This window comes from Roseateles sp. (genome assembly GCF_039929605.1).
In the GTDB taxonomy this organism is placed as follows: Bacteria; Pseudomonadota; Gammaproteobacteria; order Burkholderiales; family Burkholderiaceae_C; genus Pelomonas.
Genome location: NZ_JBDSQX010000002.1, coordinates 35,412 through 50,112 on the forward strand (window position 1 = coordinate 35,412; position 14,701 = coordinate 50,112).

Sequence of the window (14,701 nt, forward strand, 5' to 3'; positions counted from 1 at the left end):
CAGCTGTATGGAAACCAGCCCTGACGCTCGCAACACGGCACCGACGGCGCCGGAAGCCGAGGTGGGCACGCTGGAGCGCAAGACACGCGGCGCACGCGCCGAGCTGTCCAAGGTGTTGGCCGACCTGGCGCAGGCACAGGCGCAGCTCGACGGCCATCATGTGCAGCTGCTGCTGCAGGCGAACGAGCAACTGGTGATCGACGCAGTGCGGTCACGCACCATGGCCGAATCAGCGGCCCAGTTGGTGACCGAGCTGACGCGGTCCAGCGAACTCGACGTGCTGACGGGCCTGCCCAACCGGGTGCTGCTGTTCGACCGTTTCACGCAGGCGCTGACGCACGCCAAGCGTCGCGACAGCCGCCTGGCGCTGCTGTTCCTGGATCTCGACCAGTTCAAGCAGATCAACGACACGCAGGGGCACCCGGTCGGCGACGCGGTGCTGCGTGCGGTCGGGCACACGCTGAACGCCTGCGTGCGCGAGGTGGACACCGTGTGCCGCATGGGCGGTGACGAGTTCGTGCTGCTGCTGGCCGAGGTGGCCAACGTGGCCGACGCCGGCCTGGTGGCCGAAAAGCTGGTGGCCTCGCTGGCTCAGCTCACGACGGTGGAGGGCGTGGCCGTGCATGTTTCCGCCAGCATCGGCATTGCCGTGTACCCGGACGACGGCGCTGACGTCGAGCGCCTGACGGACTGCGCCGACCAGGCGATGTACCGCAGCAAGCGCGCAGGCGGCAATTGCTATCGCTTCTTCACCGCGCACGACTCGCATGCTGATCCGGCCCTGCCGGGCAAGCCCAGAGATGCGGGCGACTCACAGCTGCTGGAGGCGAACCAGAATCTGGTGCTGTCGGCCATGGCCGCCTCGGCCGTGGCGGAGCAGAAGGAGCTGCTGTTGAAGGATCTGCAGCACGCGGCCACCAACAAGGACGAGTTCCTCAGCGTGCTGGGCCATGAGCTGCGCAACCCGCTGGCACCGCTGGTGACCACGCTCGACGTGATGCGCCTGCGCGCAGGCGGCCACGAGACGGTCGAACACTCGACGATGCGCCGCCACCTCGGCCACCTGATGCGCCTGGTGGGCGACCTGCAGGACGTGGCCAAAATCGCCACCGGCAAGGTCGATCTGCGGCTGGCGGTGGTCCAGATCAGCGATGTCGCCACGGAAGCCATCGCGATGGCCAGACCGCTGCTGGAGCAACGCCAGCAACGCTTCAGCTTCAACGAGGCGCCGCAGCCCATGACCTGCCGGGGTGACCCGGTGCGCCTGGAGCAATGCATCGCCAACCTGCTGATCAATGCGGCCAAGTACACGCCACCGGGCGGCACCATCTCGCTGACGACGCGGCAGGACGGCGCGCACGCCGTCATCACCGTCAAGGACAACGGCCGCGGCATCTCCGCCGAGGCGCTGCCGGACGTGTTCAACCTGTTCTTCCAGGAACGTGGTGAAGCGCAACTGCGCGACGCGGGGCTGGGGGTCGGGCTGGCGCTGGTGCGCAGCCTCGTGGGCCTGCATGCAGGCAGCGTCGGCGCGCGCAGCGACGGCGTGGGCCTGGGCAGCGAGTTCACGATCCGCCTGCCCCTGCTGGCGGCGGAGGATGCCGAGCCCCTGCAAGCCGGCGCGTCAGCCCTCGACGAGGCAGCGCTGACGCCCCGCCGCCGCATCCTCATCGTCGATGACAACTACGACGCGGCCGACTCGCTGGCGCTGCTGCTGCGCCTGTACGGCCACGACGTGTGGGTGGCCACGCACCCGGTCGCTGCGCTGCAGATGGTGGCCACGGCGACCCCCGACCTCGCGCTGCTGGACATCGGCCTGCCCGGCATGGACGGTTATGAGCTTGCACGGCGCATCCGCCAGCAATATCCCGAGCTTCGCGTGGCCATGGTGGCCCTGAGCGGCTACGGGCGTGCGGTCGATTTCGAGAACAGCACGGCGGCCGGCTTCGATGCGCACCTGGTCAAGCCGGTACAGATCGACGAGCTGGAGCACGTCGTGCGGACCGTCCATTTCACGCCGCCTGCCTAGCCGGCCTCGACCTTCACGCGCTTGAATCGCGAACCGCCGCCGCTGTGGATGCTGACGGCGGACTTCGCGCAGCCGAAGCGCTTCGCCACCAGCGCAATCAGCTCGGCGTTGGCCTTGCCATCCACCGGCGGCGACTTCAGCCAGGCGGTCCAGGTGCCGTCAGGCTCCTGGACCAGTTCGGACCGTGACGATCCGGGCTTGGCCTTGAGCTGAAGGACCTCAGCCAATCAGCAGCGCGTTAACGCGCTTCACATAGGCGGCCGGGTCTTCCAGATGGCCGCCTTCGGCCAGCACGGCCTGGTCAAACAGCACCTGGGCCAGGTCGTCGAAGTGCTCGCTACCGTCCAGCTTCTTGACCAGCGCATGCTCGGCGTTGATCTCCAGCGTCGGCTTGCTTTCTGGCGCGGTCTGGCCGGCCTGCTTGAGCAAGCGCGCTAGGTGGCCGCTCATGTCGCCCTCTTCCACCACGATGCAGGCGGGCGAGTCGACCAGGCGGGTCGTCACGCGCACGTCCTTGGCGCGGTCCCTCAATGCCTCCTTGAGCTTGTCCAGCAGCGGCTTCAGGCTCTCTGCCGTCTCGTCGGCCTTCTTCTTCTCGTCCTCGTCCAGCAGCTTGCCCAGATCGACGCCGCCCTTGGCGACGGACTGCAGCGTCTTGCCTTCGAACTCGTAGAGGTGGCTCAGCATCCACTCGTCGACGCGGTCCACCAGCAGCAGCACCTCGATGCCCTTCTTGCGGAAGATCTCCAGCTGCGGGCTGTGCTTGGCGGCGGCGAGCGAATCGGCGGTGATGTAGTAGATGACCTCCTGGCCTTCCTTGGCGCGGGTCACGTAGTCGGCCAGGCTCACGTTCGCATCGGCGTGCGTGGAGGCGAAGCGGAACAGCTTGGCCAAGCGCTCCTGGTTGGCGTGGTCCTCGCCGATGCCTTCCTTCAGCACCTGGCCGAAGTCGGTCCAGAAGGCGGCGTACTTGTCCTTGTCGGCCTGCTCCTCGCTGTTGGCCAGGCTCTCCAGCATGCCGAGCACGCGCTTGGTGGAGCCTTCGCGAATCGCCTTCACGTCGCGGCTTTCCTGCAGCAGCTCGCGGCTCACGTTCAGCGGCAGGTCGGCCGAGTCGATCACGCCCTTGACGAAGCGCAGGTAGACCGGCATCAGCGCCTCGGCGTCGTCCATGATGAAGACGCGCTTCACGTACAGCTTCACGCCGCCGCGCTTGTCGCGGTTCCACAGGTCGAACGGCGCCTTGGCGGGGATGTAGAGCAGCTGCGTGTACTCGCTGCGGCCTTCCACGCGGTTGTGCGTGTAGGCCAGCGGCGCGTCGCTGTCGTGGCTGATCTGCTTGTAGAACTCTTCGTACTGCTCGGCCGTGACGTCGCTCTTGCTGCGCGCCCACAGCGCCGAGGCCTTGTTGACCGGCTCCCACTCGTCCAGCATGACCTGCTTGGCGTTGTCCGCGTCCCACTCTTCCTTCTTCATCAGGATGGGCAGCGAGATGTGGTCGCTGTACTTGGCAATCGTCGACTTGACGCGCCAGGTCTTCAGGAACTCTTCCTCGCCGTCGCGCAGATGCAGCACGACGTCGGTGCCGCGGCCGGGCTTGACGATGGTTTCCAGCTCGTACTCGCCGGTGCCTTCGCTGCTCCAGCGCACCGCTTGGTCCAGGGGCAGGCCGGCGCGGCGAGTCTCGACGGTGATGCGGTCGGCAACGATGAAGCCGGAGTAGAAGCCCACGCCGAACTGGCCGATCAGCTGGGCGTCCTTCTTCTGGTCGCCATCCAGCTTGGCCATGAACTCGCGCGTGCCGCTCTTGGCGATGGTGCCCAGGTGCGAGGCAGCCTCGTCGGCGCTCATGCCGATGCCGTTATCGCTGATGGTCAGCGTCTTGGCTTCTTCGTCGAAGCTGACGCGCACTTCCAGGTTGGGCTGGTCTTCAAACAGCGCGGCGTTGTCCAGCGCCTCGAAGCGCAGCTTGTCGCAGGCGTCGCTCGCGTTGCTCACCAGCTCACGCAGGAAGATCTCCTTGTTGGAGTACAGCGAGTGGGTGACGAGGTGCAGGATCTGCTTGACTTCGGCCTGGAAGGCGTGGGTTTGCTTGGTCATGGCAATAGACAATGTCGTGGGAATCTTGGGCAGCGCCCGATGGGCCCTGACATGAGGTCAGGTGCCGCAATTTTCAAGGCCGCGCCGAACATCAATCCAACAGCGTAAACGCATCTTCGAATGACAACCCCGCAGAACCTCGGACACGGCATCCAACGGTTGCCCAAAGTCTTTTCAAGCGACGTCTGCGCTCGTTTTATCCAGCAGGCCGAGTCTTTTGGCTTCGAGCCCGCCACCATCAACACCCTCAAGGGTGTGCAGTTGCTCACCGAGGTGCGCAACAACGACCGCGTCATTTTCGACAGCTTCGATATAGCCCTCGAAGTATGGAAACGGGTTGCGCTGGACCTACCACCGGTGTGGATGGCACGCAGTCTCGCCGGCTTGAACGAACGCTTCCGGTTCTACCGCTACACGACGGACCAGAAGTTCGACTGGCATGTCGACGGCAGCTTCGAGAGAAGCAACGGCGAGCGCAGCCTGCTGACGATCCTGATCTACCTGGGCGGCCAGTATGAAGGCGGGGAGACCACGTTCGACATCAACGGGGAACTCGTCAGCGTCCGCGGCGAGGAAGGCGACGCCGTCGTCTTCCCACACCGGTTGCGCCATCGAGGCTCGATGGTCACGGCGGGCACGAAATACATGCTGCGCAGCGACGTCATGTACTACCCGCTGGTGGGCGCCGGCCGGTCCGAATTCCCCAGCCAGGACGCCCTGCGCAGTTCCGCCAACTGACGCCTACGTCAGCCCCGGTGCGCCTTGACTGCTTCGCTCAGCACATCCAGCACGGCCAGCGAGTCGTCCCAGCCCAGGCAGGCGTCGGTGATGCTCTTGCCGTATTCCAGCTTGGCCGGGTCGTCCTTGCCGGGCGTGAACTTCTGGGCGCCGTCGTGCAGATGGCTCTCCACCATGACGCCGAAGATGCTCTTGCCGCCCTCGCGTATCTGCCCGGCGATGTCGCGCGCCACGTCCACCTGGCGCTGGTGCTGCTTGCTGGAGTTGGCGTGCGAGCAGTCCACCATCAGGCGCTGCGGCAGCTTGGACTTGACCAGATCGGCGCAGGCCTCGGCCACGCTGGCCGCGTCGTAATTCGGCGCCTTGCCGCCGCGCAGGATGACGTGGCAGTCGGCATTGCCGCGCGTCTCGACGATGGCAACCTGGCCGTTCTTGTGGACCGACAGGAAATGGTGGCCGCGCGCCGCCGCCTGGATGGCGTCGGTGGCGATCTTGATGTTGCCGTCGGTGCCGTTCTTGAAGCCGATGGGCGCCGACAGGCCAGAGGCCAGCTCGCGGTGCACCTGGCTCTCGGTCGTGCGCGCACCGATGGCGCCCCAGGAGATCAGGTCGCCGATGTACTGCGGCGAAATCACATCCAGGAACTCGCTGCCGGCCGGCACGCCCAGGCGGTTGATTTCCAGCAGCAATTGGCGCGCGATGCGCAGGCCCTCGTCGATGCGGTAGCTCTCGTCCAGGTAGGGGTCGTTGATCAGGCCCTTCCAGCCCACCGTCGTGCGCGGCTTCTCGAAGTAGACGCGCATGACGATTTCCAGCGTGTCGGCGTACTTCTCGCGCTCGATCTTGAGCTTGCGGGCATAGGCCAGCGCCGCGTCGGGATCGTGGATGGAGCAAGGGCCGATGACGACGAGCAGGCGGTCGTCCTGGCCGCTCATGATCTTGCGGATGCGCTGGCGCGTCTGGCCGATCAGGCCTTCCATCGCCGTGCCGCGGATGGGGAAGAAGCGGATCAGGTGCTCCGGCGGCGGCAGCGGCGTGACGTCAACGATGCGCTCGTCATCGGTCGCGCTGGTCTTGTCGTCCTGGGAGTACCAGCGCTGGGCTTCGGGTTCGACGGAAGAGACTTTGGCGTTCACGGAAGGGCCTTTCAGAAAGCAAAAAACCGCCGGGCTTGGCGGCCTCGGCGGTTTGCAGGGAGTCTGGGTTCAGCGCGCGCGCTCAGGACTCTCCACCGCCGGGGCAGGGGAAAAACCAGAAGCTAAAAAAAGTAGCGCGGGACATGCGCCGCAATGTAGCAGGCCGGCCGGCCCATGGCTTCGCATGCGGGGAAGGCGCACTACGCGCGCTAAGCGACCCGAAGCTCTTCACGCAAGACCTTGCGCAGCTCTTCCACAGTCAGCGGATGCGCGTCGCGAGCGCTGCCTTGCATGACCTGTCGCAGCGCGGCGTTCACCAGCGTCTGGTAGCCGCAGCCGGCTTGCTCGGCCTGATCCCGGAAGTGCGCCAGCACGTCATCGTCAAGCATGATGGTGATGCGGGTCTTGCCTGCGGACGGCAACACCGCGCCCCGCTTGGCCTTGCTGAAGTCGTATTGGTCACGCACCGTAAGCCTCCGATTCGCCTCTACTGGCCTTGCGCGCGGAAATCAGGCGAATGCGTTCGCCGCGCTGCGTGTGAACCACGACAAGCACCCGCCCCAGGTCGTCCATGCCCATCGTGATGAAACGCTGCTCGCCTTCGGCGTTCGGGTCTTCCATCGTCAGCGCCATGGGGTCACGCAAGGCCTGCTCGGCACTGCCAAACCGCACGCCGTGCTTGCGCCAATTGGACTGCGCCTTGACAGGGTCAAACTCGATGTCCACGCGGACAAATATGCATCAAATATGCATAAATGGCAACCGGCGTCAGGCCGTGCCACCCACCGTCAGCCCTTCGATCCGCAACGTCGGCTGGCCCACGCCCACCGGCACGCTCTGGCCTTCCTTGCCGCAGACGCCGACGCCGGTGTCCAGCGCCATGTCGTCGCCGATCATGGTGACGCGGGTCAGCGCGTCCGGGCCGTTGCCGATGATGGTGGCACCCTTGACGGGGTATTGGATCTTGCCGTTCTCGACCCAGTAGGCCTCGCTCGCCGAGAACACGAACTTGCCGCTCGTGATGTCGACCTGGCCGCCGCCAAAGTTGGTGGCGTACAGGCCCTTCTTGATCGAGGCGACGATCTCCTTCGGGTCGTCCTTGCCGCCGAGCATGTAGGTGTTGGTCATGCGCGGCATGGGCACGTGGGCGTAGCTCTCGCGGCGGCCGTTGCCGGTGGGAGCAACCTTCATCAGGCGGGCGTTCATCGCGTCCTGGATGTAGCCCTTCAGGATGCCGTCCTCGATCAGCACGTTGCGCTGGCTGGCGCAGCCCTCGTCGTCGACGTTCAGCGAGCCACGGCGGTCCGGCAGCGTGCCGTCGTCGAGCACCGTCACGCCCTTGGACGCCACACGTTGGCCGATGCGGCCGGCGAAGGCACTCGACCCCTTGCGGTTGAAGTCGCCCTCCAGCCCATGGCCGACGGCCTCGTGCAGCAGCACGCCGGGCCAGCCCGGGCCGACGACGACGACCATCTCGCCCGCCGGCGCGGGGCGGCTTTCGAGATTCGTCAGCGCCGCATGCACGGCCTGCTCGACGTAGCTGGCGATCATCTCGTCGGTGAAGTAAGCCAGGCCGAAGCGCCCACCACCGCCGCCCGAACCCACCTCGCGGCGGCCATTGCTCTCGGCGATGACCGTGACTGACAGGCGCACGAGCGGGCGCACGTCGGCGGCGATGGTGCCGTCGGCGCGGGCGATCAACACCACTTCGTGCTCGGCGGCCAGGCCGGCCATGACCTGGGCGACGCGCGGGTCCTTGGCGCGGGCCATCTTCTCGGCGCGCTCCAGCAGCGCGACTTTTGCCGAGCTGTCGAGGCTGGCGATGGGGTCGGACACGCCGTACAGCTCGCGGCTGCCGGCCACGCGGCCCTGGCTGGGCACCTTGACCTTGCGGCTCTGACCCGCAGCGGCGATCGTCCGCACGGTGCGGGCGGCGTCCAGCAGCGAGTCCAGCGAGATGTCGTCCGAATAAGCGAACGCGGTCTTCTCGCCCGCCACGGCGCGCACGCCGACGCCCTGGTCGATGCTGAAGCTGCCGCTCTTGACGATGCCCTCCTCCAGGCTCCAGCCCTCGGCGCGCGTGGTCTGGAAATAGAGGTCCGCGTCATCGACGCGGTGCTCGGTGATGAGGCGCAACGCCTGCGTGAGCGAGGCCTCGGTCAGACCGAAGGGCTCCAGCAGTTGCGAGCGGGCGGTGGCCAGGCGGGCCAGGGTGGGTTCGACGGCGATCATGGGTTGATTCTAGGAAGTCGCGAGTCAGGCGTTGGAAGACATGGACATGTCCGGCTACTCGGATCGTGTCGGCGGCCTGCCGAGCACCCGATGAAGACGTCTCACCAAGCCCTGATCGCCCTGCTGACCCTGCCGAGAACAAGGCCAAGGCCGACGGCACGATGACGGCCAAGGAGCGCCGCCGCCTGAAACGCCTGCTAACAAATCCGTCGCCGGCCGGCGACTCTAGGGATGTCCCCGGACCGGGAGCAGGCCGAGCATGCAGCGCTTCCGCACCACGCTGGAGCGTTGTATGAAGCTGCTTGCAATCGTCACTCTGGCAGTGGCCGCCGGGTCGGCCCCCGCCGCCACACTGATCGGCTCGGCCTTCGAGCAACCCGTCTTCTTGGCGTCCACTGCGAGCGACTCGCGGCTTTTCGTCGTCGAGAAGACGGGGCGCGTCAAGGTGCTGGGCAGCAGCGACCCGACCGCCTGGCTCGATCTGTCCACCCAGGTCAACACCGACGGCGAACGCGGTCTGCTGGGCCTGGCCTTCGACCCCAATTTCTCCACCAACCAACGCATCTACGTCGACTACATCGACAAGACGACGCTGGCCACCGTCGTCGCGAGCTACACGCTGGGCGCCAACGGCAAACCCGACACGTCGACGGCCAAGACCATCATCTCCATCGACCAGGTGGGCGGGTTCAGCAACCACAAGGCCGGCTGGATAGGCTTCAGCTCGGCCGACCCGGGCAATCTCTACATCGCCACGGGTGACGGTGGCAGCGCCAACGACCCCAACGGCAACGCGCAGAACCTGAACAGCAACCTGGGCAAGCTGCTGCGCATCACGCCGAACGCCGCCGGCAGCTACACGGTGCCGACCGACAACCCCTTCGTCGGCGTGGCGGGCAACGACGAGATCTGGGCCTATGGCCTGCGCAACCCCTACCGCAACAGTTTCGACCGCGCGACGGGCGACCTGTGGATCGCCGATGTCGGCCAAGGTGCGCGCGAGGAGGTTGACTTCGCCGCAGCCGCTTCGGGCCTGGGCCGCGGCGCCAACTACGGCTGGCGCCTGCGCGAAGGCACGATCGCCACGCCCGGCGTCGGCGGCGCAAAGCCTGCCGACAACGTCGACCCCCTCTACGACTACGGCCGAGACCTGGGCGGCTCCATCATCGGCGGCTATGTCTACCGCGGTGGGGCGGACGCCAGCCTGCAGGGAAAGTACATCTTTGGCGACTACCTCTCCGGCAGCATCTGGGCGCTGAGCGGCGGGACGGCGACCGCGCTGGTCTCGCCTTTCGGCCCCGGCGAGCTGACCAGCTTCGGCGAAGGCAGCGATGGCGCCTTGTACGCGCTCGGCATCAACGGCAGTGTCTACCTGCTGGCGGCCGCCGTCCCCGAGCCCGCACCGGCCGCGCTGCTGGCCGTGGGCCTGATGGCCTACAGCCTCATTCGTCGCCGCCGCGCTTGAGCGCCAGACCGGCGTCATAGAGCCGGTTGCGCGGCACGCCGGTGATCTGCGCGGCCAGGGTCACGGCCTGCTTCAGCGGCAGCTCGGCGACGAGAAGCGCCAGCACGCGCAGGGGCTCGGCCGGAAGTTCGTCGTCCGCCACCGGCTGAGGGCGGCGCGCATGAACCACCAGCACGAACTCACCGCGCAGGCGTTGCGAATCGGCCGCCAGCCAGCCGGGCAGCGTCTCAGCCTCGGCGGTGTGGATGCTCTCGAACTGCTTGGTCAGCTCGCGGCAGACCGTCACGCGGCGTGCGGGCGCCAGTTCAGCCAGCAGCGCGATCAGCTCGGCGATGCGGTGCGGCGCCTCGAACACGACCTGGCTCTGGCTCTCCACGGCCAGCACGGCCTGCAACACGGTGCGGCGCTCGCCCGCCTTCGTCGGCAGGAAGCCCGCGAAGGCGAAGCTGGTCGCGGCCGTGTCACCGGCGACGGAAAGCGCCGTCACCGTGCTGCTCGGCCCAGGCAGCGGCAGCACGCGGTAGCCGGCGGCCACGACGGCTTGCACCAGCACCGCGCCGGGGTCGGAGATGGCCGGCGTGCCAGCGTCCGACGCATAGGCCACCCGCTCCCCGGCCGCCAGCCGCGCGATGACCGTGGCGCTGGCTTCGCGCTCGTTGTGCTGGTGCAGCGCGATCAGCGGCTTGTGCAGGCCGAGGTGGCGCAGCAGCCCACCGCCCATGCGCGTGTCCTCGCAGGCCAGCGCGTCGACCAGGCTCAAGGCATGGATGGCGCGCAAGCTCAGGTCCGCGAGGTTGCCAATCGGCGTTGCGACGAGATAGAGCGTGGCGGCTGGATACTGCTGGCCGCCGGCTGCGGCCGCGGCGGCTTGGCAAAGCAATGAGGCGTCAATGTTCAACTGGGGCTCTCGATCAAAACCGGATACCAAGACGCGCGGTGATGCGGCGGAGGACGCAGCGCTGGCGCATTTGCAACGCGCCGGCCTGCGCCTGCTGGAGCGCAATTATCGAGTCGGCGCCGGCCCCAGCCGCCGCGCTGGCGAGGTCGACCTGATCATGGCCGACCGCGACGGCACCCTCGTCTTCGTCGAAGTGCGGGCGCGGGCCGATGCCTCGCACGGCGGCGCGGCCGCCAGCGTCACCGCCAAGAAGCAACAGCACCTGATCTACGCCGCCCAGCACTACCTGCTGCGCTACGCCAGCCCGCCGCCTTGCCGCTTCGACGTGGTGGCACTCGATGGAATTCAGCTGACCTGGCTGAAAGCGGCCTTCGATGCAGGCTGACTATGATCCCGCCCTGATGATCGAACAGCGAATACAGCAGCAATTCTTCGAGAGCGCCGACCTGCTCTACCAAGCCGCCGAGCAACTGGCCCGGCCCCTGGCGATGGCCGCGCAGATGGTGGTGGACGCCATCACCGGCGGCAACCGCATCCTGTGTGCCGGCCAGGGCCTGGCCAGCATGGACGCCGACTACCTGGCCGCCCGCCTGGCCGGCCGCTTCGAGCAGGACCGCCCCGGCCTCGCCGCCTGGAGCCTGTCGGCCCAAGCCCGCGATGGCGCCGGGCCGGACCTGACCCGGCTGCTGCAGGCTCACGGCCACCCGGGCGACGTGCTCATCATGATCGAGCCGCTGCGCGAACAGCGCGACGCCTGGCAGCCCATCCTGGCCGTGGCCCACGCGCAGGAAATGAGCATCGTCGCGCTGACGGCCCAGCCCCCGGGCTCGGCGGACGAGTGGCGCGGCGTGCTGCTCGACACCGATATCCAGATCCGCGTCAGCCACGGCCGAGAGCCGCGCGTTGTCGAAGCCCAGCGCGTGCTGTTGCATGCGCTGGCCGACGCCGTCGACCTGCAATTGCTCGGCAGCGATGAATAACCTTTTCGATGGAATCCTGATGAAGAAGCTCACTCTCACGCTGACCGCCGCCGTCCTCGCCAGCACCCTGGCCACCGGCTGCGCGCCGCTGCTGATCGGCGGCGCGATGATGGGCGGCGTCAGCGTCGCCACCGACCGCCGCACCTCGGGCGCGCAGCTGGAAGACGAGACCATCGAGGTCAAGGCCGGCGCCCGTGTGCGCGAGCAGCTCGGCGAGAAGGTGCACGTCAACGTCAACAGCTACAACCGCGTCGCGCTGATCACCGGCGAGGCCAACTCGGAAGAGTCTCGCGCAGCGCTGGACGGCGTCGTCGGCGGCGTGGAGAACGTGCAGAAGGTGCTGAACGAAGTCGTCGTGACCGCCGCCAGCTCGCTGGGCAACCGCTCCAACGACGTCATCATTGCCGGTAAGGTCAAGGCCAAGCTCATCGACGCGCGTGACCTGCACAGCAATGCCTTCTACGTCGTCGTCGAGCGCGCCCAGGTCTACCTGATGGGCCGCGTGACCGAGCGCGAGGCCGACCGGGCAACTGAGATCTCGCGCCAGATCGGCGGCGTGCGCAAGGTGGTCCGCGCGTTCGAGATCATCAGCGAAGAAGAGCTGGCCCGAACCCTGCCGAAGAAGTCGTGAGCCCCTCGCTCAAGCGCCTCAGAGGCGCTTGATGAGCGACGACGTGTCCCAGCGGCTGCCGCCCTGCGCCTGCACGTCGGCGTAGAATTGGTCCACCAGCGCCGTCACCGGCAGGCGCGAACCGTTGCGGCGGGCCTCGTCGAGCACGAGGCCGAGGTCCTTGCGCATCCAGTCGACCGCGAAGCCAAAGTCGAACTTGCCCTCGACCATGGTCTTGCCGCGGTTGTCCAGCTGCCAGCTCTGCGCGGCGCCCTTGCCGATGACGTCGAGCACCTGGGCCATGTCCAGGCCGGCGTTCTGGCCGAAGCGCACGGCCTCGGCGAGGCCTTGCACGAGACCGGCGATGCAGATCTGGTTGACCATCTTGGCCAGCTGACCCGAGCCCGTGCCGCCGAGCAGCGTGACGGCCTTGGCGAAGGCGAGCGCGAGCGGCCTGGCTGCGTCGAACGGCGCTGCGTCGCCGCCGCACATAACCGTCAGCGCACCGTTGACGGCACCAGCCTGGCCGCCAGAGACCGGCGCGTCGATGAAGTGCAGGCCTTGCAGGGCCGCCACCGAATGCAGCTCGCGCGCCACCTCTGCCGAGGCCGTCGTGTGATCGACGAACACGGCGCCGGCCGCCATGCCGGCAAAGGCGCCTTCATCGCCCAGCACGACCGAGCGCAGATCGTCGTCATTGCCGACGCAGCAGAATACGAACTCCGCGTCCTTCGCGGCCTCGGCCGGCGTCGCGGCAAAGGCACCGCCGTATTCCTTGGCCCAGGCCTCGGCCTTGGCCGTCGTGCGGTTGTAGACGGTGACCTGGTGGCCGGCTCGGGCCAAGTGGCCAGCCATCGGATGGCCCATGACGCCCAGGCCGAGGAAGGCGACGCGGCGGGAAGGAACGGGGTCGTAGCTGCGAGAAGTCATGTGAGAGGGGTCAAAGAATCGTCAGGTGTTCGGTGCCGGCGGACAGCTCACCGCCGCGGGCGCGCTCGCTATTCAGCTTGATCTGCAGCCGCAGGTCGTTGACGGAGTCGGCGTTGCGCAGCGCGTCTTCGTAGGTCACCTTGCCGGCCTCGTAGAGGTCGAACAGCGCCTGGTCGAAGGTCTGCATGCCGAGCTCGCGCGAGCGCTTCATCAGCTCCTTGATCTCGGTGATCTCGCCCTTGAAGATCAGGTCGGAAATCAGCGGCGTGTTGAGCAGCACCTCGACCGCCGCGACCCGGCCCTTGCCTTCCTGGCGAGGCAGCAGCCGCTGCGAGACCAGGCCCTTCAGGTTGAGCGAGAGGTCCATCAGCAGTTGGGCGCGCCGCTCCTCGGGAAAGAAGTTGATGATCCGGTCGAGCGCCTGGTTGGCGCTGTTGGCATGCAGCGTGGCGAGGCAGAGATGGCCCGTCTCGGCAAAGGCGACGGCGTGCTCCATCGTCTCGCGGTCGCGGATCTCGCCCATCAGGATGACATCGGGCGCCTGGCGAAGCGAGTTCTTCAAGGCGATGCCCCAGCCGTCGGTGTCGATCCCGACCTCGCGCTGGGTGATGATGCAGTTCTTGTGCGGGTGGACGAACTCGACCGGGTCCTCGATGGTGATGATGTGCCCGAAGGAGTGCTCGTTGCGCCAGTCGACAATGGCCGCGAGCGACGTGCTCTTGCCCGAGCCGGTGGCGCCGACGAAGATGACCAGGCCGCGCTTGGTGAGGGCGACGTCCTTCAAAACGTGCGGCAGGTTCATGCTGTCGATCGTCGGAATCACCTGCGGGATCGTTCGCATGACGAGGCCGACGTTGCCCTGCTGGACGAACGCGTTGACGCGGAAGCGGCCGATGCCCTGGGGCGCGACCGCGAAGTTGCATTCCTTCGTTCTCTCGAACTCCGCCGCCTGCTTGTCGTTCATGATCGCCCGCGTCAGCGCCAGCGTGTGCTGTCCGGTGAGGGGCTGCGGTGACACCTTGGTGACCTTGCCGTCGACCTTGATCGCGGGCGGGAAATCGGAGGTGAGAAAGAGGTCCGAGCCGTTGCGCGAGACCATCAGGCGCAGCAAATCGTTGACGAACTTCGATGCCTGGTCGCGTTCCATTTGGGCCTCGTGGGGGATCAGCCGGGAAAGTTATCGGGGAACTTGGCCTTGGAGCGGGCTTCCGACGGCGAAACGATGTTGCGCCGCACCAGGTCGGCGAGGTTCTGATCGAGCGTCTGCATGCCCATGTTGTTGCCGGTCTGGATCGACGAGTACATCTGGGCGACCTTGTTCTCGCGGATCAGGTTGCGGATCGCCGCCGTGCCGAGCATGATCTCGTGCGCCGCCACCCGGCCGGCGCCGTCCTTGGTCTTGCAGAGCGTCTGCGAGATGACGCCGATCAGCGACTCGGAGAGCATGGCGCGGACCATTTCCTTTTCCGCCGCCGGGAACACGTCGACGATGCGGTCGACGGTCTTGGCGGCGCTCGACGTGTGCAGCGTGCCGAACACCAGATGGCCCGTCTCCGCGGCCGTCAGCGCCAGGCGGATCGTCT

General features: G+C 67.1%; 16 protein-coding genes. 6 read left to right on the forward strand and 10 right to left on the reverse strand.

The genetic code is table 11. The features are described 5' to 3' along the window. Nucleotides 1–7: 7 nt before the first annotated feature. Nucleotides 8–2,029 (forward strand): diguanylate cyclase domain-containing protein, encoded by a 2,022-nt coding sequence (locus ABIS05_RS00315; RefSeq protein WP_348012281.1) that lies wholly within the window; start codon nt 8–10, stop codon nt 2,027–2,029. On the opposite strand, the gene ABIS05_RS00320 is transcribed toward ABIS05_RS00315, so the two are convergent. Both ABIS05_RS00320 and htpG read right to left on the reverse strand, forming a co-directional pair. Next, nucleotides 2,026–2,256: a DUF167 domain-containing protein gene (locus tag ABIS05_RS00320; RefSeq protein WP_348012282.1), complete on the reverse strand. Its 231-nt coding sequence runs from the start codon at nt 2,254–2,256 to the stop codon at nt 2,026–2,028. The two genes, ABIS05_RS00315 and ABIS05_RS00320, sit on opposite strands and share 4 nt — an antisense overlap. Continuing rightward, a complete protein-coding gene (htpG, locus tag ABIS05_RS00325; RefSeq protein ID WP_348012283.1) occupies nt 2,249–4,129 on the reverse strand; it encodes a molecular chaperone HtpG in 1,881 nt (626 codons plus the stop codon). Before htpG ends, ABIS05_RS00320 begins: the two co-directional genes overlap by 8 nt. Before the next feature lie 120 nt (nt 4,130–4,249). Between htpG and ABIS05_RS00330 the strand changes: the two genes are divergently transcribed. After that, nucleotides 4,250–4,867, forward strand: a complete 618-nt coding sequence (locus ABIS05_RS00330; protein WP_348012284.1) for a 2OG-Fe(II) oxygenase — start codon at nt 4,250–4,252, stop codon at nt 4,865–4,867. Between the two features lie 8 nt (nt 4,868–4,875). Here ABIS05_RS00330 and ABIS05_RS00335 read toward each other — a convergent pair whose 3' ends face one another. The 4 genes from ABIS05_RS00335 to tldD all read right to left on the reverse strand — a co-directional run bounded on the left by ABIS05_RS00335 (nt 4,876) and on the right by tldD (nt 8,235). Beyond that, entirely contained in the window at nt 4,876–6,003 is a 1,128-nt protein-coding gene (locus tag ABIS05_RS00335) for a 3-deoxy-7-phosphoheptulonate synthase (RefSeq protein ID WP_348012285.1), read from the reverse strand. Nucleotides 6,004–6,212: 209 nt separating this feature from the next. Then, a complete protein-coding gene (locus ABIS05_RS00340) occupies nt 6,213–6,470 on the reverse strand; it encodes a BrnA antitoxin family protein (RefSeq protein WP_348012286.1) in 258 nt (85 codons plus the stop codon). Further along, complete coding sequence (locus ABIS05_RS00345; protein ID WP_348012287.1) at nt 6,463–6,729, reverse strand: BrnT family toxin; 267 nt, start codon at nt 6,727–6,729, stop codon at nt 6,463–6,465. Before ABIS05_RS00345 ends, ABIS05_RS00340 begins: the two co-directional genes overlap by 8 nt. Nucleotides 6,730–6,771: 42 nt before the next feature. Continuing rightward, nucleotides 6,772–8,235: a metalloprotease TldD gene (gene tldD / locus ABIS05_RS00350; RefSeq protein WP_348012288.1), complete on the reverse strand. Its 1,464-nt coding sequence runs from the start codon at nt 8,233–8,235 to the stop codon at nt 6,772–6,774. 292 nt (nt 8,236–8,527) lie between these two features. Between tldD and ABIS05_RS00355 the strand changes: the two genes are divergently transcribed. Beyond that, the gene (locus ABIS05_RS00355; protein WP_348012289.1) at nt 8,528–9,700 is read left to right on the forward strand and encodes a PQQ-dependent sugar dehydrogenase; all 1,173 of its coding nucleotides are present in this window, start codon (nt 8,528–8,530) and stop codon (nt 9,698–9,700) included. Here the strand turns inward: ABIS05_RS00355 and rsmI are convergent. After that, the gene (gene rsmI / locus ABIS05_RS00360) at nt 9,678–10,598 is read right to left on the reverse strand and encodes a 16S rRNA (cytidine(1402)-2'-O)-methyltransferase (protein ID WP_348012290.1); all 921 of its coding nucleotides are present in this window, start codon (nt 10,596–10,598) and stop codon (nt 9,678–9,680) included. The two genes, ABIS05_RS00355 and rsmI, sit on opposite strands and share 23 nt — an antisense overlap. On the opposite strand from rsmI, the gene ABIS05_RS00365 reads away from it, so the two are divergent. Genes ABIS05_RS00365 through ABIS05_RS00375 form a run of 3 tightly spaced genes read left to right on the forward strand, consistent with a single transcriptional unit; the run spans nt 10,591 to nt 12,209 of the window. Then, a complete protein-coding gene (locus ABIS05_RS00365) occupies nt 10,591–10,983 on the forward strand; it encodes a YraN family protein (RefSeq protein WP_348012291.1) in 393 nt (130 codons plus the stop codon). The genes rsmI and ABIS05_RS00365 overlap by 8 nt on opposite strands. A gap of 16 nt (nt 10,984–10,999) precedes the next feature. Beyond that, nucleotides 11,000–11,578: an SIS domain-containing protein gene (locus tag ABIS05_RS00370; RefSeq protein ID WP_348012292.1), complete on the forward strand. Its 579-nt coding sequence runs from the start codon at nt 11,000–11,002 to the stop codon at nt 11,576–11,578. Between the two features lie 19 nt (nt 11,579–11,597). Then, nucleotides 11,598–12,209, forward strand: coding sequence for a BON domain-containing protein (locus tag ABIS05_RS00375; protein ID WP_348012293.1), 612 nt, complete (start codon nt 11,598–11,600; stop codon nt 12,207–12,209). An 18-nt stretch (nt 12,210–12,227) separates the two neighbouring features. Here the strand turns inward: ABIS05_RS00375 and ABIS05_RS00380 are convergent, their stop codons facing one another. The 3 genes from ABIS05_RS00380 to ABIS05_RS00390 form a co-directional block, all read right to left on the reverse strand. Then, nucleotides 12,228–13,118, reverse strand: a complete 891-nt coding sequence (locus ABIS05_RS00380) for an NAD(P)-dependent oxidoreductase (protein WP_348012294.1) — start codon at nt 13,116–13,118, stop codon at nt 12,228–12,230. Between the two features lie 10 nt (nt 13,119–13,128). Beyond that, on the reverse strand, nt 13,129–14,265 hold the full coding sequence (locus ABIS05_RS00385; protein WP_348012295.1) for a PilT/PilU family type 4a pilus ATPase: 1,137 nt from the start codon (nt 14,263–14,265) through the stop codon (nt 13,129–13,131). A 17-nt stretch (nt 14,266–14,282) separates the two neighbouring features. Next, on the reverse strand, nt 14,283–14,701 hold a 419-nt coding region (locus ABIS05_RS00390; RefSeq protein WP_348012296.1), incomplete at its 5' end, for an ATPase, T2SS/T4P/T4SS family.

Coding starts and splice junctions, on each gene's coding strand:
- ABIS05_RS00315 (WP_348012281.1), top strand. CDS start 8: ATGGAAACCAGCCCTGACGCTCGCAACACGGCACCGACGGCGCCGGAA.
- htpG (WP_348012283.1), bottom strand. CDS start 4,129: ATGACCAAGCAAACCCACGCCTTCCAGGCCGAAGTCAAGCAGATCCTG.
- ABIS05_RS00330 (WP_348012284.1), top strand. CDS start 4,250: ATGACAACCCCGCAGAACCTCGGACACGGCATCCAACGGTTGCCCAAA.
- tldD (WP_348012288.1), bottom strand. CDS start 8,235: ATGATCGCCGTCGAACCCACCCTGGCCCGCCTGGCCACCGCCCGCTCG.
- ABIS05_RS00355 (WP_348012289.1), top strand. CDS start 8,528: ATGAAGCTGCTTGCAATCGTCACTCTGGCAGTGGCCGCCGGGTCGGCC.
- ABIS05_RS00365 (WP_348012291.1), top strand. CDS start 10,591: ATGTTCAACTGGGGCTCTCGATCAAAACCGGATACCAAGACGCGCGGT.
- ABIS05_RS00370 (WP_348012292.1), top strand. CDS start 11,000: ATGATCGAACAGCGAATACAGCAGCAATTCTTCGAGAGCGCCGACCTG.
- ABIS05_RS00375 (WP_348012293.1), top strand. CDS start 11,598: ATGAAGAAGCTCACTCTCACGCTGACCGCCGCCGTCCTCGCCAGCACC.
- ABIS05_RS00380 (WP_348012294.1), bottom strand. CDS start 13,118: ATGACTTCTCGCAGCTACGACCCCGTTCCTTCCCGCCGCGTCGCCTTC.
- ABIS05_RS00385 (WP_348012295.1), bottom strand. CDS start 14,265: ATGGAACGCGACCAGGCATCGAAGTTCGTCAACGATTTGCTGCGCCTG.